We start from the raw sequence: 17,107 nt of genomic DNA, 5'->3' as shown, positions 1-17,107 counted from the left end.
TCAAATTATTGAACCGCCGTATACGGAACCGTACGTACGGTGGTGTGAGAGGGTCGAACGAATCAAAATTCCGATTCGTTCACTCTACTCGATTGACAAAAAAGAGAATTAATGCTCTTCAATAGGTTCAGTAGGAATGATAGCAGAAACAACAAAAATAAGGAAAGTTGTGATCACTGCTAACAATGCTCCTAATTGGAAGTTGAACTCAGCACCGTTCATTGAACTAACAACATACGTTAACATTTCGATTAGTAAAAAAGTCCAGAAAAAAGTCATGATATAACGCAAACCTATTCACCTCTATTCCATGCAATCATAATTCATATGTAAAAGATTTATGACATATTTTTTCACCATTATCTTATCATACATACACATAAATATAAATCATTTCTCTAAAGGGGATGAAAAAAACTTTCATCAACCTATAAAGTTTCAAAGAATTTCCTACTTCATTCATGCCCAATTACAAAACAGGTTACGATAAACAGGAAAATGGGCTAATCCCCTTTCGTTTTTCATCATAAAACATACACTATTATGACTCACTATGCAAAAGGAGAATTAAAATGCAGCAAAAGATATTTCAATATGATCACGAGTGGTGTATGGTTCATTATCCCGCGAAGCCGAATGGATTTGCTGTAATGATTCTCGGTGATCGTAATCATTTTGTGAATGAAAGTGGAAGCTTTTGGATGGAAAATGAGGGACGTAAATATTGGATTGAACAGTTAAATGAAGCAGGTTATCTTGTGTTTTATTCTAATCTGTATGGAAATCATTGGGGAAATACCCAGGCTTGTCAATTAGCGATTAATGTATTTCAATTTTTAAAACGGACAGAAATTATCAATAGCCAGGTTCATATTATCGCAGAAGGAACCGGAGCACTCTTAGTGAAAGAAATGATCGATCAAATACAGCATCAAATTCGTTCTATTGTTTTCATATCTCCTTGTCTTTCTCTAGCTTTGCATAATGAACAGGAAAAATCCCGAAAATTTTTTTATAAAAAATTTATCAAAGAGCTTGCGATGGCATTTAAAATACAGGAGAAGGATTGCGAAGAACTAATACAAGAAGAGAATTTCCTATTATTTTATCAAACCCCTATCTCTTTATACTTTATTCAGTGTGTTGAACTTCAAGCCTATAAAGAGCAATTTGAATTGATTCAAAAAATTAATAAGGAACGGATGGACAATAGGTTACCATCTAAATTAGAATTTATTATCAATAATAAAAAGTGGGATGTTGTGAAGAAATGGGAGAGCTTTTTTAAAAAAAATGAAAAGTATTTATAATGAAGGCATAGGATGATATGTAGGTATTCCAAATTAAGGGGGATCCACTGTGAACCAAGCATTGGTTTTCTCTAGTCATTCTTTCCTTGGCTTTGAGGTTTGTAAACAACTCTTGGATGAAGGAATAGTCGTTCATGCTGTATCTGATAAAAGATTAAGCGAGGATCGCGAATTAGAAGTAGGAAGAAATGCTAATTTTCACTTTTCTTCTTCCTATCCAATTCCATATAGGTCTAAAGAATCAGGTTATGTTTTTTTCCCATTCTACGATGTTCTTTATGATGAAGAAATCAATATCAAAAGATGGCAGAGTATGATGAAGAATAAAGATGGCTTTATCCCGGGAAGTCATTTCATTTTTTTATATTCTTCCAACTGGTTAAAAACTAACGATTCTAACCAAAATAGATTTCAAATGGAAAAATTTAAGGAAGAATTAATTGAAGATGAACGATTTAAACTAACGGTTATTTATTTGCCGACATTGTATGGGCCACGGCAACCTGAAAGCTTTATCATTCAAAAAATCATGAATCAAACCGATAGCGAAGGTTGTGCATGTATTGATTTGATCGATGATTTGGAAAGTGCTATTTTGATCCAAGATGCAGTGAAGATGATCGTAAGTATGAAGGACAAAGAAGGTTCATTTCTTTTTCATAACGAGAAAGAAGATATATGGCTGGAAATCTTTCAATATTTAGAGGTAAATGAAAAAATCCGGATTCGGTCTGCTCAAAAAACAGACAAGAGCAAACTAGAAGTCATTTATGTTGAAAACAGTTTATCTGTTCAGGAGGCCATTTGCCAACAAAAAGAATATCAATTGAAAAATAGAGGAGGATTTTTTTGAATCGTCCTCTTTTTATCCCGCCTAAATGGGCAGTAAAACCTCCACTTCAATATGTATGGTAACAGAGAAGAGAGGTGGAGGATTGCGGCCCCTAAAGGTCTGATAAGCTCAACGAACATTTAATGGGGGATGAAGAACTCCCCTACTGAATGAAGTTTCACTTTATTGAAAAGAACAGGCTATGATAAAGGGAAGCATATTAATCGTATTTAAGAAAAAACAGATGGATGCTTATTTTAGTAAATCATACATAAGTTTTTTTCTTAAATTATGGTATAGTGGGTACTTAGAAGGGGTTGCTGATCATGATAAAAAAATGCATGTTTATGGGATTGATCTTATTTTTAATTATTTTCATAAGTGGTTGCTCCAGCAATGCCAAAAAAGGAAACTTAAAAAAAGTGGGCTTACTTGTTCCACAAACGATCAACGACCAAGTTTGGGGAACAAAGGGTTATAAGGGATTACTTAAAATACAATCTCGTTATAATGTTGATTTTTTCTATAAAGAAGGAGTTGATTCGGAGGTATTAGCCGAAAGGACAGTTCAAGAGTTTGCGGATAAAGGGGTCAATCTTATATTCGGACATGGTAGTGAATATTCCATGTACTTTAATCGACTCGCCTCCAAATATCCAGATATCCACTTCGTTAGTTTCAACGGCAATGCTGAAGTGAAGAACACGACGAGTTTGAAATTTGAGAGTCATGCGATGGGATTTTTCGGGGGAATGGTAGCTGCACATGAAACCAAAACAAATAAAATCGGGGTATTGGCCACTCATCGCTGGCAACCCGAGAATAAGGGATTCGTTCAGGGGGCTGAATTTGAGAATCCTGATGTAGAAGTTGATCTTCGTTATGTTGGAAATTGGGATGACCGTGAGCTTGCCCTGCAAATGTTGGATGATATGATTGCAGATGGGGTAGATGTTGTCTATCCAGCAGGAGATGGGTATAATGTTCCTGTTATCGAATATTTAAAAGAACGAGGTCTCCATGCTGTTGGCTATGTATCGGATCAATCAGATCTTGGGGAAACAACTGTTTTAACTAGTACTGTCCAACATGTGGACAAACTATATGAGCTGGTAGCTTCAAGGTTTGTTGATGGAACATTAGAGTCTGGAAATCTATATTTTGATTTCCATGATGGAGTCATTAGCATGGGAAAATTTAGTCCAAATATGGATGAGAAATTTCAAAACAAGGTGAAAAACTTAGTTCAAGAGTATCGCCAATATGAAACATTACCAGGGACAAATAAGGGGGAACAAAAATGAATGACCAAAAAAATATGGAATTCATGCAAATCGCTATGAAGTATTTACCAGAGGCCCAAGGAAAATTACAAGATGCAGGAATTGACTTCTCTATGGATTTAATAGAACCTTTTATGGGATTATTTCTAAATGTAATGAATGAGGCCTATGAGCTTGGGAAAAAAGATGCGTTGAATGAAGAAAAATAAAGTTCAACGAACATTCAGTGGGGGGTTCTATATCCCCATTGAATGTTCGTTGAACTTATCGGACCTTTAGGGGCCGTGAACCTCCACCATTTTGAGGTGGAGGTTTTACTGCCCGTTAAGGCGGGATAAAAAGAAGAAGGGGCGGATCACATTATATTCCGACTCTTCTTTATTTTTGTTTAGGAAACTATAAATCTATTCGCTTTTTTTCCATTTATCTAAAAGTGGACTGATTTTTTTAATCATTGGTTTTAATTGGTTGAATGAGGTCATCAGACTATCTATATTCATCATCATATCTTGAAAGTTAATGGAGCCACCCTCTTCGTATTTTTTATTTGTCTCGTTCTGCCCATTTCTCGATTGTGGTGGAATGGTTTGTCGCCCAAACATAAGGCGATCGAAAGGGTGGAGACGTTCCTGCTTACCCGACTCAAAATCATGTTCTTCATTTGACAAATCACTCATATTTTAGGACCCTCCTTTCCTTTTGTTAATATATGCGGGCATCTTTGTATACGTATAGGTGGCCTTACTTGTTATACTGCTATTGCGGAGGGGGTGTAACGACAATGGTTCATTTGATATAAAAAAATTTTTATTTTGATAAATAACCAAATAGAAAAAAATTTTTTTATCTCACGGATGGAACGAAAATAGAAAAGAATTCATTGCATTATCATCAAAACTTCGATAAAATTAGTACCAAGTCATAATAATTGATATAACTACTTTCTAATAGTATTTTAATTAAGATATGGGAAAATTTCATTTATAATTCTTTATAAGACCTTAGAAGAAAGCAATTGAATAATGTTCGGGCTTTCTTCTGGATTTTCCATGATTTTTGCGCAAGTTCGCCATTATTAAAAGAAAGAAGGGATACCTGTATGAATGCAGGAATAATTGGAATGGGTCGCTTTGTCCCAGAAACGGTTGTAACAAATGCGGATTTAGAAAAAAGAATGGACACAACAGATGAATGGATTCGCACTAGAACAGGGATTGAAGAACGTCGTATTGCTGGAGATGAGATTGATACTTCAGACATGGCATTTGAAGCGGCAAAAAAGGCAATAGAGGACTCAGGAATTAAACCTGAAGAAATTGATTTAATCCTTGTTGCTACTGTAACCCCGGATCAATCATTTCCTTCCGTGTCTTGTATGATTCAAGATCGATTAGGGGCGAAAAATGCGGCAGCCATGGATATTAGTGCGGCATGTTCTGGCTTTATGTACGGTCTAGCAACTGCAAAACAATTCATTATGACCGAAACCTATAAATATGTCTTAGTGGTAGGCGTTGAGAAACTATCAAAAATTACTGATTGGAATGATCGAAATACGGCTGTATTGTTTGGAGACGGGGCAGGGGCTGCAATTGTAGGACCTGTTTCAGAAGGAAGAGGAATTCTCGCATTTGAATTAGGTGCAGATGGTTCTGGCGGAAAACATTTATACTTTGATGAGTTCATTCAAATGAATGGTCGCGAAGTATTTAAATTCGCCGTACGTCAAATGGGAGAAGCTTCTGTACGCGTCATTGAAAAAGCAGGTCTTTCTAAAGATGATGTAGACTTTCTCATTCCTCATCAAGCCAATATTCGAATTATGGAATCATCTCGTCAACGATTAAATTTACCGGAAGAAAAAATGTCAAAAACAGTTAATCGTTTTGGAAATACATCCGCTGCTTCCATTCCGATTTCTTTGGTAGAAGAGATCCAAAATGGTAAAGTGAAGGATGATGATGTAGTTGTGATGGTTGGATTTGGTGGAGGTCTCACTTGGGGATCAGTGATTATGAAGTGGGGCCGTTAAAATTCGCTCGAAAGCGGCTAAAAAGAAACTAATCTTCTTACAAATTTTAAAGGAGCCAAAAAAATGGAAAAAAGAAGAGTTGTAGTAACAGGATTAGGTACTGTATCGCCTTTAGGAAAGAATGTAACTACTACATGGGAGAATGCTTTAAATGGAGTATGTGGGATTAAACCACTTACTCGAGTGAATCCAGATGATTACCCAGCAAAAGTTGCTGCGGAAATTACGGATTTTGACCCTGAAGAATATATTGAAAGAAAAGACGCAAGAAAGATGGACAGATTTACACAATTTGCTGTAGCGGCTTCCTTAATGGCCGTTGAAGATGCAAAATTAACGATTGATGAGAGTAATGCTCATCGCATCGGAGTTTGGATTGGATCTGGAATTGGTGGAATGGAAACATTTGAAAACCAATTTGAAACCTTTTTAAACCGTGGATACCGCAGAGTGAGTCCATTTTTTGTACCGATGATGATTCCTGATATGGCAACAGGACAGGTGTCGATTACATTAGGTGCAAAAGGATTTAATTCATGTACAGTTACAGCATGTGCAACTGGAACGAATTCAATTGGAGATGCTTTTAAAGTGATCCAACGTGGAGATGCCGATGCGATGATTACAGGTGGAAGTGAAGCACCGATTACGAGAATGTCAATGGCAGGCTTTTGCTCTAATACAGCATTATCTACGAATCCTGACCCAGCTACGGCAAGTAGACCGTTTGATAAAGACCGGGATGGATTTATTATGGGCGAAGGTGCCGGTATTATCGTCCTTGAAGAATTAGATCATGCTATTTCACGCGGTGCAAAGATTTATGCAGAAATTGTCGGATATGGCGCAACAGGAGATGCTTATCATATCACAGCACCTGCACCAGGCGGAGAAGGTGGAGCAAGAGCGATGAAGATGGCGATTGACGATGGGAATATCCAACCAGAAGAGATGGATTATATCAATGCCCATGGAACAAGTACACAGTACAATGATAAATACGAAACGATGGCAATTAAAGAAGTATTCGGTGAACATTCTTATAAGCTTGCTGTTAGTTCGACAAAATCAATGACTGGCCATTTATTAGGAGCTGCTGGTGGGCTTGAAGCGATTTTTTCCGTTTTAGCGATCCAAAATAATATCATCCCGCCAACCATCAATCTCCAAAATCCAGACCCAGATTGTGATCTTGACTATGTAGCAAATAAAGCAAGAGAACAACAAGTTCGAATTGCAATGAGTAACTCACTTGGTTTTGGCGGCCATAATGCTACCGTTGTTTTTCGTAAATATGATCAATAAAAAGAGTGAAGGGACAATCCCTTCACTCTTTTGTAGTCCTTTCCCTTCTTAAAAGTGATCATATTTCAACTGATCCGAATATATTGATCATTGAATCATGTTAAATCAGAAAGGGGTTAGGAAATGAATGACAGTCATTGATACAAAAAAGTATTTAGATCAATGGTTTGATCAACCTATTACATTACTTGAAAAATTGTTGAATAGAAAGGATGCACAACATTTTTATCGTTATTTGCAATTTTTTGGCATGTATCGTCCATCGAAAAAGGCTGAGACAGATTATATGAAATTAAAGGAATTACATGCGTGGGAATTAATTGAGGAATATGAGCAAAAGTATCAGTCGTTATGGGATGGATGTAAGAAGAATATTTATATTTTCCCTCTCCAGTCCAGGAGATCTTTTTTGTTAGAAGATAAATCTGGAGTGACGTTTCCTGATGAAATGTATTTTTTTTTAAGTCCAATCGAGGATCATCAAAAAGAATGGGAAGCATTATTTGTCCATGAATATCATCATATTAATAGACTGAATAAGTTAAAGGACACGACGGATCAATGGGTGTTAAGAGACTCCCTTATTTTGGAGGGTTTAGCAGAACTTGCAGTAAGTGAATATTGCGGAGAACAATATGTATCTGATTATAGTATGAAATATTCGAAAGACCAAATTCATTATTTTTGGGAAAAGTATATGAAAAACCATTTACATGTTAAAAAATCTGATCCATTACATGATGATTTATTATTTGGTCGCAAGTTTTATCCTAAATTTATGGGGTATGCGATTGGATATTATGTGATAAAACATATGAGTGAAGAAAGAAAGTTTCATACGATTGAGAAATTATCAACCCCTTCTTCACAGTTTGAAATTGAACAATGCTTTTAAGAATGTAGAATGAATCCGCCATTAGCAGATGGTGGATTTCTTTGTTCTTTTTCTATTAGCTGCTTACATAAGTATGTAGTAAAACCCTGGACAAGTGTGGTGGTGAAAGTGATATGGCAAATCGATTTGCATTAAAGGTGGAAAAGAAAATGTATCGAATGTTCTGCTTACTAGTTGGATTCGGGTTTACGATCTCAGGTGGGGTTAGTATGATTATGTATTTGAATTTATTAACGACTGGGTATAGTTACAAGGAATATACACAATTTCTTATGACTAGAATGGAATGTTATTTATTTATTGTTGGATTATTATTGATCGCGATTGCTATTTATTTTCCAAGTAGAAATAAGAAAAATTAGCGAAAAAAACACCTCACATTTTTTCAATCTATTCCGTTTTAGGAATAAATTGTATCTATTTTGTCCATAATGACAGACAAATAGGAAACTTGTGAGGGGGTCAAAAATGTTGTATCTTCATGATGTTTGGGTAAATTGGTTTGAAGGGGAAGAAAATGGATATAATGTGTGTCATTTTCACGAATGGCGTAAAGAAGATGTGATCGAATTACTTGACCAGGTTCCAGTGATAAAAGTAGACAAAGTACTTTATCATTATATTGAAAATGATATTGCAGAATTACCAAGACAATTATTAAATGATGTATATCAAAAGGCCTATTCAAGAAAAAATCATGAAAGAATTCAACAAGATTATTGCTTCGTAGTAACTGACGGTATAGGGATATTAGCAGTGGATACGATGGGATATTCAATTCCTATACGGAAAAGTAGATTAATTCCGCGTCAAGAGCAACTTGTCTATGAGATGGTTGAAAACCATAAGCCTACACATTATGAGTGGGAGGAGAAAGAGAGCAGCAAGGAATATCATATCTTGTCTCCAAATCCAGAATTAATGAATGGGTTAACGAGAAAAGAAAGACAATTGAAACAACTGTTATTCATGGCTTTAGATCAATTATATAATTCAAAAAACACTCCTGAAGTACGTTATTGGTATACGGAGTGGTGTCCGGAACGATATGAACAAATTCAAATCATGTCATTTGAGGAAGTTTGGGATTCCTTATATGAAGAAATAAAAGAAGGCTGGACAAGTAAGCACAGTCAATTATGCGAAAACCTAATAAAAGGACAACCTTTCTTTGAAAAACTTTGGGAAATGGAACATGGCTCAAAGGTAAATTAGAAAAAGCTTGGTCATTGAACCAAGCTTTTATCTTTATCTTTTTCTTCCTAATCCCATTGCGTTCTCCATTTTTTTGACCATTTTAGAAGCCACGTGATTTGCTTTTTCTGCTCCACGGTCTAATATCTCATCAAGTTCCTCAGAATCAACTAATTCTTTAAAACGCTTTTGAATCGGTGTTAAATGATCAATGACAACTTGAGCTAGATCACTTTTAAATTCACCGTATCCTTTTCCTTCATATTTTTGTTCCAGATCTTCAATGGAAATATTACCAAGAATAGAATAGATGGATAGTAAATTTGAGACACCTGGTTTGTTTTCTTTATCATATTTCACAATACCCTCTGAATCAGTTACAGCACTTTTAATTTTTTTCTCGATTTGTTTTGGCTCGTCCAAGATCGAAATAAAACCTTTCAAGTTTGGATCAGATTTACTCATTTTTTTTGAAGGATCTTGTAAACTCATGATGCGCGCACCAACTTTAGGTAAACGAACATCAGGAATCGTGAAAATATCATTATATTTTTTATTAAATCGTTCGGCAAGATCTCGTGTTAATTCTAGGTGTTGTTTTTGGTCTTCTCCTACAGGAACCAAATCGGCACTGTAAAGAAGGATATCAGCAGCCATTAATGGTGGATATGTCAGCAATCCAGCCGTAACGACATCTTTACCTGAGGATTTATCTTTAAACTGAGTCATTCTTTCTAATTCGCCAATATAAGAAATACATGTCATCATCCATCCAGCTTGTGCATGGGCTGGTACTTCTGATTGGATAAACAAAGTCGCTTTTTCAGGATCGAGACCGACAGCGATATATAAAGCCGCTAAGTTACGTATATTATTACGTAATACTAAACGATCCTGTGGAACGGTAATCGCATGTTCGTCCACAATACAGAAAAAACAATTAAATTCATCCTGAAGTTCTACAAATTGTTTCAAAGCCCCAATGTAATTTCCGAGGGTAATCATTCCACTCGGTTGAATTCCTGAAAAAATCGTTTTCATTACCTTCACTCCTCGTATTTGAATAAATTAAAACTTCATTCAGTAGGGGGTTTCTTCATCCCCACTGAATGTGAGTTGAACTAATCAGTCCTTTAGGGGCAGTGCAATAATCCTCCACCTATCTTATTTGTTTCCAAACCCTTTTAAGGTGGAGGTTTTACTGCCCGTTAAGGCGGGAGAAAGAGAAGAGAGGACAAAATAAAAAAACCACCCATCCCCCAAAAAAACTAGGGACGAATGGTTATCCGCGGTGCCACCCTAAGTGCTTGATTCATTAAGCCACTTTCTCCCATGAATATTCATGGGGTCGGTTAACGCCCGATTAGACGCCGAATGTTACTCATCATTTCACAATCGGAGCTCAAAAGTCCATTCCGAACAGATGGTTGTTTGTTTACACCCACCACAAACTCTCTAAGAAACCAATTCCGTACGTACTACTCTTTCTCACAGCTTTATTATATGTCTTTGATTATAAACAAAAAAAATGTGACAATCAAGAAAAGAGGGAATAAGCCAAAACGGTGTCAATTATGATAAAAAGACTACCGGATAATAGGAGTGGGAATGTAATGATATAAGATCTCTTCTTTGGCAAATCTTTAGAAATCCCATTCGTATCATCTAGTTGATCAAATTTCGATACGAATTTTCCTTTTTCAGTAGTTTTCCGCAAACTTTTCACTCCATAGATAACACCGTTAAAAAACCCTCTTTCGAAAACGAATAAACCCGCTCCAATGATGAATAAAATTAGACTAATAGAAAAAGATGTATTCAGGAACTGTAAGAAAAAATCCCCTTTTTTAAACCACGCACTTGCAGATGAAATAATGATGATAAAACCAATAAAACTAACAGATAGGACTCCTTTTTTCATGTGTTTTTTCACCATCTTTAGTAATGTATTTCCAAGTATATCGAAATAGGATTAAATATTCAATCATTGAATTATTTTAATAGAATGAATATGTATTCATTGTGAGAGAATATATGGGTTTTTATTATTCTGATAAAACATTTTTTTATAAAAATACATTTTGTTTTATTAAGATATAATATTCTGTTTATTAAATATTAAAGGAATTTTCTCTCAAATTTCTACTTTAATACATTGAAGTGGTAGGGAAGTAAATAAATTGGAATGGTGAAATGGATATTAAATATATATTAAAAAATTGTCCCAAAATTATAAACAAACTGTAAAGTAATTATTGAAAAAAAGTTAAAATAGTTTATAATAATAACAAATCTTCTGAAAAATATAGAAGATTTATATTAATGCAAGGGGGTTAAGTTCAGTATGAAGAAAAGACTATCACTTTTCCTTGTTCTTTTGCTTGCGATGAGCACTTTTCTAGCTGCCTGTGGTGGAGATAAGGAAAAGAGCGGTAAAAGCGGCGGAGACAATACAAAAAAAGACAATGTATTAAATCTAACAGAAACGCAAGATATCCCTTCAATGGACTCAGCATTAGCAACAGATGCTGTTTCTTTCAACACACTTAACAACACAATGGAAGGTTTATACCGTCTAGATGAAAATGACAAAGCAGTAGAAGGAATGGCTGAAGGTGAACCGGAAGTTAGTAAAGATGGTAAAACGTGGACATTTAAAATTCGGGATGCTAAATGGTCTAATGGTGATCCAGTAACAGCGAATGACTTTGAATTTGCATGGAAAAAAGCTTTGGATCCTAAGACAAAAGCTGAGTATGCTTACATCATGTATGATCTTAAAAATGCAAAAGCAATTAACACTGGAGAAATGAAATCAGAAGAACTTGGTGTTAAAGCGATTGATGAAAAAACATTAGAAGTGCAGCTTGAAAACCCAGTTCCGTATTTCAAAGAACTTTTAGTTTTTGGAACATTCTTACCGCAAAATGAGAAATATGTAACTAAACAAGGCGATAAATATGGACTTGAAGCTGACACTGCCATTTATAATGGTCCATTTGTTCTTGATGAATGGAAGCATGAAGATAAATTTGTCATGAAGAAAAACCCTAACTATTGGGATGCAGATGCTGTAAAACTTGATAAAATCCATACGAAAATTGTGAAAAATACACAAACAGATGTGAATCTTTTCGAAAGTAAAGATGCAGATTTAATTAGACTTTCTTCTGAATTCGTAGATAAGTATAAAAAGAATGAAGGATTCTTTACTGAAAAAGAAGCGTCGGTATTCTTCCTACGTTTAAATCAGACATCAAATGAGCTATTGAAAAATGTGGATGCCCGTAAGGCGATTTCAATGGCTTTCGATAAAAAAGGGATTACAGATGGTATTTTAAATAATGGGTCTACACCTGCAGATTATTTCGTTCCAGCAGAATTTGTTCATGGCCCAGATGGTAAAGACTTCCGTGATACGGCGGGTAAATATTTAAGTACAGATATTGACAAAGCAAAAGATCATTGGGAAAAAGCGAAAAAGGCATTAGGTAAAGATAAATTTACGCTAGAGCTATTAAATTATGATGATGATAGTGCAAAAAAAGTGGGAGAATACTTAAAGGAACAACTAGAATCAAACTTAGATGGTCTAACTGTTAATATTAAACAACAACCGTTTAAGCAAAAATTAGATCTTGAAACGAAAATGAATTATGACTTCTCACTTGGAGGATGGGGTCCTGATTATTTAGATCCAATGACATTTTTGGATATGTACTTAACAAATGGAGCCCATAACCAACAAGGCTATTCCAACCCTGAATATGATAAATTAATCAATGATGCCAAAACAACGCTTTTACTTGAACCAGAAAAACGTTGGGAAGCATTGGTGAAAGCTGAGGAAATTCTACTTAAAGAAGATGCAGCAATTGCGCCAATTTATCAAAGATCAAGAGCGTATTTAAAACAACCATATGTAAAAGATATTTATTTCCATAAGTTCGGGGCGGACTATACTTTCAAATACGCTTCTGTAAAATAAGTTGTTAAATACCTCAAGGAGGGTGTATGCAAAGCATATACTCTCCTTTTTCCCTGAATAGGTGAAAATTATCAGAATTGAAAGATAAATGTCGAATAATATTAAAAAGGGGGCTAATAGTGGTAAAGTACACGTTAAAAAGAATTTTATATATGATGATTACTTTGTTTATTATTGCAACAATTACCTTCTTCTTAATGAAGCTCCTTCCCGGATCACCACTGACGAATCAAGAGAAATTACCGCCTGAAACCCAGAAACTAATTCTTGAACAGTATGGTCTAAATGATCCACTTCCAGTACAGTATTTCAACTATATGACCAATTTATTGAAAGGTGATTTAGGAGTTTCTTATCAATATGATAATCGTCCAGTAACGAAAATGATTTTGGAACGAATTGGACCATCAGCAACATTAGGGTTTCAAGCCATTGTACTTGGAACGATTATTGGAATATTGCTTGGAGTGATTGCAGCACTTAAAAGGAATACGATCTGGGATTATGGAGCAACAACGATTGCAGTTCTAGGAATCTCCATTCCTTCATTCGTTTTTGCTGGATTTCTACAATATTATTTAGCTGTACAATATCCAATTTTTCCAGTTGCCGCTTGGGAAGGATTTGAATACTCGATTCTACCAACCATCTCCTTAGCTGTATTTGTTATTGCAACGGTTGCGAGATTTATGAGATCAGAACTTCTAGAAGTATTAAGTTCTGATTATATTATGTTAGCAAAAGCAAAAGGGATTTCAGGAAGAGGAATTATGTTCAAACATGCGATTCGGAATGCGCTTATTCCTATCATTACTCTTTTAGGACCATTGGCTGTTAATATCATGACAGGGTCATTAGTTATTGAAAATATTTTTGGAATCCCAGGTCTTGGTGAACAATTTGTTCGTTCCATTTTAACAAATGATTTCACTGTCATTATGGGAATTACGTTATTCTACAGTGTTTTATTTATTGTTGTCGTTTTCATTGTAGATATACTATATGGGGTTATTGATCCACGTATTCGTTTGACTGGAGGGAAGAAATAATGAAACAAAATAACCAACAGAACTTCAATGAAATAACAAAAGACCTCTTCCAACCTGTCAAGCTACGTGAAGAGGATGCGGAAATAATAGAAAGACCGAGTTTGAATTTTTGGCAAGATGCATGGATTCGTTTAAAAGAAAATAAAGGGGCGATTGCCGGATTAATCTTAATCATCTTTATTTTATTTATGGCTATTGCTGGTCCATCGATGAATAAACATACGTATAAAGATCAAAATATTGCCCACGCCAAACTTCCGCCGAAAATTCCTCTACTAGAAAATATTGAATGGTTACCTTTTGACGGAAAAGATAAAGATGGCTTTGATATGTATGAAGCAAAGGATGTTAAGGAGTATTATTGGTTCGGAACAGATGACCTCGGTCGGGATTTATGGACACGGACTTGGTATGGTACACGAATTTCCATCTATATTGGAATGTTGGCTGCTATTATTGATTTTTTAATAGGAGTAGCATACGGGGGCATTTCTGGCTTTTATGGTGGCCGTGTAGATAATGTGATGCAACGTATTATTGAAATTTTAATTGGGATTCCCCATCTGATTGTTGTGATTCTATTTATCCTTGTTTTTGAACCAGGGATCTTTTCGATTACAATGGCGATGGTTATAACCGGTTGGGTTAATATGGCACGTATAGTCCGAGGACAATTTTTAAAATTAAAGCATCAAGAGTTTGTTTTAGCATCAAGAACTTTAGGAGCTTCAAATAATAAATTAATCTGGAAACATTTAATGCCTAATGTGATGGGACCGATTATTATTACAACGATGTTCACGATTCCTAGTGCTATTTTCACGGAAGCATTTTTAAGCTTTATTGGGTTGGGGATTCGTCCGCCAGAAGCTTCACTAGGTTCATTAGTCAATGACGGTTTTAAATCATTACAAACCTATCCTCATATGTTAATTGTTCCAGCGATTATCATTAGTTTATTAATTTTGAGCTTTAACTTAGTAGCAGACGGATTACGTGATGCATTTGATCCAAAAATGCGTAAATAAAATTGGGGAGAGAATGAAAAATGGATAAATTACTTGAAGTTAAGGATCTACACGTCTCCTTCGATACGCATGCAGGAGAGGTAAAGGCCATACGTGGTGTAGATTTCAATTTGATGAAAGGTGAAACTTTGGCCATTGTAGGCGAATCTGGATCAGGTAAATCGGTGACAACGAAAACGATTATGCGGTTAATTCCTAATCCTCCAGGTAAAATTAAACAAGGTGAAATAATATTTAATGGAAAAAACTTAGTCAAACTATCTGAAAAAGAAATGGAGAAAATTCGTGGGAAAGAAATTTCTATGATTTTTCAAGATCCGATGACTTCGTTAAACCCAACGATGACAATTGGCAAACAAATTATGGAGCCGTTAAAAAAACACCAAAATTTAAATAAGTCGCAAGCACAAAAACGAGCCATCGAGCTATTAAATTTAGTAGGACTTCCTAATCCGCAAGAGAGATTCAAACAGTACCCACATCAATTCTCTGGTGGTCAAAGACAAAGGATTGTGATTGCAATTGCATTGGCTTGTAATCCAAAAATTTTAATTGCAGATGAACCGACAACGGCTTTGGATGTGACGATTCAAGCGCAAATATTAGAATTAATGAAGAATTTACAGAAAAAAATTGATACATCGATTATTTTTATCACCCATGATCTTGGAGTTGTAGCGAATGTAGCGGATCGGGTTGCCGTCATGTATGGTGGGCAAATTGTAGAAATGGGAACGGTAGATGAAATTTTCTATGATCCACGACATCCTTACACATGGGGACTACTTGCTTCGATGCCAAGTTTAGATACAGACGAAAAGGTTGAACTAACAGCTATACCTGGAACACCTCCAGACCTATTACACCCGCCAAAGGGGGATGCTTTTGCGCTTAGAAGTGAATATGCATTAAAGATTGATTTTGAATACGAGCCCCCAGTATATAAGGTATCGGATACACATATGGTGAAATCTTGGTTACTTCATCCAGATGCACCACAAGTTGAGCCTCCGCTATCAGTCAAACAGCGCATTCGACCAATGGTTGACAATTATCAAAAGCCAGTATTATTAGAGGAGGTTCACTAATATGGCTGAAAAATTACTAGAAATCAAACATTTGAAACAATATTTTAATCCTGGTAAACCAAATATGGTAAAAGCAATTGATGATATTTCTTTTGATATATATAAAGGGGAAACTCTAGGGCTTGTGGGAGAATCTGGTTGTGGAAAATCAACAACAGGAAGAACCATTATCCGATTATATGATGCAACAGATGGTCAAGTTCTTTTTCAAGGAAAGGATGTTCATGGGAAAAAGTCGAAAAAAGAATTAAAAGAGTTTAATCGAAAAATGCAAATGATTTTTCAAGACCCTTATGCTTCATTAAATCCAAGGATGAAGGTTGCAGACATCATCGCAGAAGGAATCGATATCCACGGATTGGCTAAATCAAAAGAAGAACGAATGAGAAAGGTGTATGAGCTGCTTGAAACGGTTGGTTTAAATAAAGAACATGCAAATCGGTATCCACATGAATTTTCTGGTGGACAAAGACAACGGATTGGGATCGCTCGTGCTTTAGCGGTTGAGCCAGAGTTCATTATTGCGGATGAACCAATTTCCGCACTAGATGTTTCTATACAGGCTCAAGTTGTGAACTTATTAAAGGAGTTACAAAATAAAAAAGGGCTAACATATTTGTTTATTGCTCACGATTTGTCGATGGTGAAATATATTAGTGATCGTATCGGTGTGATGTATTTTGGCAAATTAGTAGAGTTAGCTCCAAGTGAGGAGTTATACAAACACCCGATGCACCCTTATACTCAATCACTTCTTTCGGCGATTCCTTTGCCAGATCCAGATTATGAACGAAACCGCAAAAGAATGGCATATAATCCGAAAGTTCATCAATATACCGAACAGGATCAAGTAGAAATGAGAGAAATAGCGCCAGGACATTTCGTATACTGCTCAGAAAAAGAATTTGAGGAGTACAAAGCAAAATACAAACACAATTGAAGAAGAGCGATCCCGAAAAAAGGGGTCGTTTTTCTATTTCAATTCTTTAAAAAATATGTTTATTTCCAATGAGAAAGGGTATTTTTCATAAAGTAAGAACCTCAAAAAATCTACTGTTTTTCTTATTTGCCAACCATTACAATGAAAAATTTCTTATGAATAC

The 17,107-nt window shown here is 35.5% G+C and carries 18 protein-coding genes and 1 other annotated feature; of the genes, 14 read left to right on the top strand and 4 right to left on the bottom strand.

Translation table 11 applies throughout. From position 1 onward, the window contains the following. Window positions 1-108: 108 nt before the first annotated feature. Window positions 109-291, bottom strand: a complete 183-nt coding sequence (locus tag J2S13_RS10335; RefSeq protein ID WP_307257677.1) for a YjzD family protein — start codon at window positions 289-291, stop codon at window positions 109-111. Window positions 292-572: 281 nt separating this feature from the next. Between J2S13_RS10335 and J2S13_RS10330 the strand changes: the two genes are divergently transcribed. The 4 genes from J2S13_RS10330 (at window position 573) to J2S13_RS10315 (ending at window position 3,634) form a co-directional block, all read left to right on the top strand. After that, entirely contained in the window at window positions 573-1,310 is a 738-nt protein-coding gene (locus J2S13_RS10330) for a hydrolase (RefSeq protein ID WP_307257676.1), read from the top strand. Between the two features lie 49 nt (window positions 1,311-1,359). Beyond that, complete coding sequence (locus tag J2S13_RS10325; RefSeq protein ID WP_307257675.1) at window positions 1,360-2,163, top strand: hypothetical protein; 804 nt, start codon at window positions 1,360-1,362, stop codon at window positions 2,161-2,163. Between the two features lie 305 nt (window positions 2,164-2,468). Next, on the top strand, window positions 2,469-3,446 hold the full coding sequence (locus tag J2S13_RS10320) for a BMP family ABC transporter substrate-binding protein (protein ID WP_307257674.1): 978 nt from the start codon (window positions 2,469-2,471) through the stop codon (window positions 3,444-3,446). After that, window positions 3,443-3,634, top strand: a complete 192-nt coding sequence (locus J2S13_RS10315) for a ComZ family protein (RefSeq protein WP_307257673.1) — start codon at window positions 3,443-3,445, stop codon at window positions 3,632-3,634. The genes J2S13_RS10320 and J2S13_RS10315 overlap by 4 nt, the downstream gene beginning before the upstream one ends. 195 nt (window positions 3,635-3,829) lie before the next feature. Here J2S13_RS10315 and J2S13_RS10310 read toward each other — a convergent pair whose 3' ends face one another. Continuing rightward, window positions 3,830-4,102, bottom strand: coding sequence for a hypothetical protein (locus J2S13_RS10310; RefSeq protein ID WP_307257672.1), 273 nt, complete (start codon window positions 4,100-4,102; stop codon window positions 3,830-3,832). A 422-nt stretch (window positions 4,103-4,524) separates the two neighbouring features. Here J2S13_RS10310 and J2S13_RS10305 point away from each other — a divergent pair, with 422 nt between their 5' ends. From J2S13_RS10305 to J2S13_RS10285, 5 genes are all read left to right on the top strand, one after another. Continuing rightward, complete coding sequence (locus J2S13_RS10305; RefSeq protein ID WP_307257671.1) at window positions 4,525-5,457, top strand: beta-ketoacyl-ACP synthase III; 933 nt, start codon at window positions 4,525-4,527, stop codon at window positions 5,455-5,457. A gap of 63 nt (window positions 5,458-5,520) precedes the next feature. Next, on the top strand, window positions 5,521-6,762 hold the full coding sequence (gene fabF / locus J2S13_RS10300; protein WP_307257670.1) for a beta-ketoacyl-ACP synthase II: 1,242 nt from the start codon (window positions 5,521-5,523) through the stop codon (window positions 6,760-6,762). Window positions 6,763-6,889: 127 nt separating this feature from the next. Further along, window positions 6,890-7,657, top strand: a complete 768-nt coding sequence (locus tag J2S13_RS10295) for a DUF2268 domain-containing putative Zn-dependent protease (protein ID WP_307257669.1) — start codon at window positions 6,890-6,892, stop codon at window positions 7,655-7,657. Between the two features lie 113 nt (window positions 7,658-7,770). After that, window positions 7,771-8,019, top strand: coding sequence for a YuzI family membrane protein (locus tag J2S13_RS10290; protein ID WP_307257667.1), 249 nt, complete (start codon window positions 7,771-7,773; stop codon window positions 8,017-8,019). A 106-nt stretch (window positions 8,020-8,125) separates the two neighbouring features. Continuing rightward, window positions 8,126-8,872 carry a YjbA family protein gene (locus J2S13_RS10285; RefSeq protein ID WP_307257666.1) on the top strand — a complete coding sequence of 249 codons (747 nt, stop codon included), beginning with the start codon at window positions 8,126-8,128 and terminating at the stop codon, window positions 8,870-8,872. Between the two features lie 33 nt (window positions 8,873-8,905). Here the strand turns inward: J2S13_RS10285 and trpS are convergent, their stop codons facing one another. Then, on the bottom strand, window positions 8,906-9,892 hold the full coding sequence (gene trpS, locus J2S13_RS10280; RefSeq protein ID WP_307257665.1) for a tryptophan--tRNA ligase: 987 nt from the start codon (window positions 9,890-9,892) through the stop codon (window positions 8,906-8,908). 226 nt (window positions 9,893-10,118) lie between these two features. Further along, window positions 10,119-10,352 (bottom strand) — a binding site (T-box leader). A gap of 36 nt (window positions 10,353-10,388) precedes the next feature. Continuing rightward, the gene (locus tag J2S13_RS10275; RefSeq protein WP_307257664.1) at window positions 10,389-10,772 is read right to left on the bottom strand and encodes a DUF3899 domain-containing protein; all 384 of its coding nucleotides are present in this window, start codon (window positions 10,770-10,772) and stop codon (window positions 10,389-10,391) included. Window positions 10,773-11,195: 423 nt separating this feature from the next. Here J2S13_RS10275 and J2S13_RS10270 point away from each other — a divergent pair, with 423 nt between their 5' ends. The 5 genes from J2S13_RS10270 (at window position 11,196) to J2S13_RS10250 (ending at window position 16,944) form a co-directional block, all read left to right on the top strand. After that, window positions 11,196-12,839 (top strand): peptide ABC transporter substrate-binding protein, encoded by a 1,644-nt coding sequence (locus tag J2S13_RS10270; protein WP_307257663.1) that lies wholly within the window; start codon window positions 11,196-11,198, stop codon window positions 12,837-12,839. Between the two features lie 119 nt (window positions 12,840-12,958). Next, entirely contained in the window at window positions 12,959-13,888 is a 930-nt protein-coding gene (gene opp3b, locus J2S13_RS10265) for an oligopeptide ABC transporter permease (RefSeq protein ID WP_307257662.1), read from the top strand. Further along, the gene (gene opp3C / locus J2S13_RS10260; RefSeq protein WP_307257661.1) at window positions 13,888-14,916 is read left to right on the top strand and encodes an oligopeptide ABC transporter permease; all 1,029 of its coding nucleotides are present in this window, start codon (window positions 13,888-13,890) and stop codon (window positions 14,914-14,916) included. Before opp3b ends, opp3C begins: the two co-directional genes overlap by 1 nt. Before the next feature lie 20 nt (window positions 14,917-14,936). Then, window positions 14,937-16,004: an ABC transporter ATP-binding protein gene (locus J2S13_RS10255; protein WP_307257659.1), complete on the top strand. Its 1,068-nt coding sequence runs from the start codon at window positions 14,937-14,939 to the stop codon at window positions 16,002-16,004. Between the two features lies 1 nt (window position 16,005). Then, window positions 16,006-16,944, top strand: a complete 939-nt coding sequence (locus J2S13_RS10250) for an ABC transporter ATP-binding protein (RefSeq protein ID WP_307257657.1) — start codon at window positions 16,006-16,008, stop codon at window positions 16,942-16,944. The last annotated feature ends 163 nt before the right edge of the window (window positions 16,945-17,107 follow it).

Source organism: Oikeobacillus pervagus (assembly GCF_030813365.1).
GTDB classification, from domain to species: domain Bacteria; phylum Bacillota; class Bacilli; order Bacillales; family DSM-23947; genus Oikeobacillus; species Oikeobacillus pervagus.
This window is presented reverse-complemented; position numbering and strand designations above follow the sequence as displayed.

Excerpts from the sequence above, each read along its gene's own strand:
- J2S13_RS10315 (WP_307257673.1), top strand. The coding sequence starts at position 3,443 with ATGAATGACCAAAAAAATATGGAATTCATGCAAATCGCTATGAAGTAT.
- J2S13_RS10255 (WP_307257659.1), top strand. The coding sequence starts at position 14,937 with ATGGATAAATTACTTGAAGTTAAGGATCTACACGTCTCCTTCGATACG.
- J2S13_RS10250 (WP_307257657.1), top strand. The coding sequence starts at position 16,006 with ATGGCTGAAAAATTACTAGAAATCAAACATTTGAAACAATATTTTAAT.
- opp3C (WP_307257661.1), top strand. The coding sequence starts at position 13,888 with ATGAAACAAAATAACCAACAGAACTTCAATGAAATAACAAAAGACCTC.
- J2S13_RS10290 (WP_307257667.1), top strand. The coding sequence starts at position 7,771 with ATGGCAAATCGATTTGCATTAAAGGTGGAAAAGAAAATGTATCGAATG.
- J2S13_RS10310 (WP_307257672.1), bottom strand. The coding sequence starts at position 4,102 with ATGAGTGATTTGTCAAATGAAGAACATGATTTTGAGTCGGGTAAGCAG.
- J2S13_RS10330 (WP_307257676.1), top strand. The coding sequence starts at position 573 with ATGCAGCAAAAGATATTTCAATATGATCACGAGTGGTGTATGGTTCAT.
- J2S13_RS10320 (WP_307257674.1), top strand. The coding sequence starts at position 2,469 with ATGATAAAAAAATGCATGTTTATGGGATTGATCTTATTTTTAATTATT.
- J2S13_RS10270 (WP_307257663.1), top strand. The coding sequence starts at position 11,196 with ATGAAGAAAAGACTATCACTTTTCCTTGTTCTTTTGCTTGCGATGAGC.
- trpS (WP_307257665.1), bottom strand. The coding sequence starts at position 9,892 with ATGAAAACGATTTTTTCAGGAATTCAACCGAGTGGAATGATTACCCTC.
- J2S13_RS10285 (WP_307257666.1), top strand. The coding sequence starts at position 8,126 with ATGTTGTATCTTCATGATGTTTGGGTAAATTGGTTTGAAGGGGAAGAA.
- J2S13_RS10295 (WP_307257669.1), top strand. The coding sequence starts at position 6,890 with ATGACAGTCATTGATACAAAAAAGTATTTAGATCAATGGTTTGATCAA.
- J2S13_RS10275 (WP_307257664.1), bottom strand. The coding sequence starts at position 10,772 with ATGAAAAAAGGAGTCCTATCTGTTAGTTTTATTGGTTTTATCATCATT.
- J2S13_RS10305 (WP_307257671.1), top strand. The coding sequence starts at position 4,525 with ATGAATGCAGGAATAATTGGAATGGGTCGCTTTGTCCCAGAAACGGTT.
- fabF (WP_307257670.1), top strand. The coding sequence starts at position 5,521 with ATGGAAAAAAGAAGAGTTGTAGTAACAGGATTAGGTACTGTATCGCCT.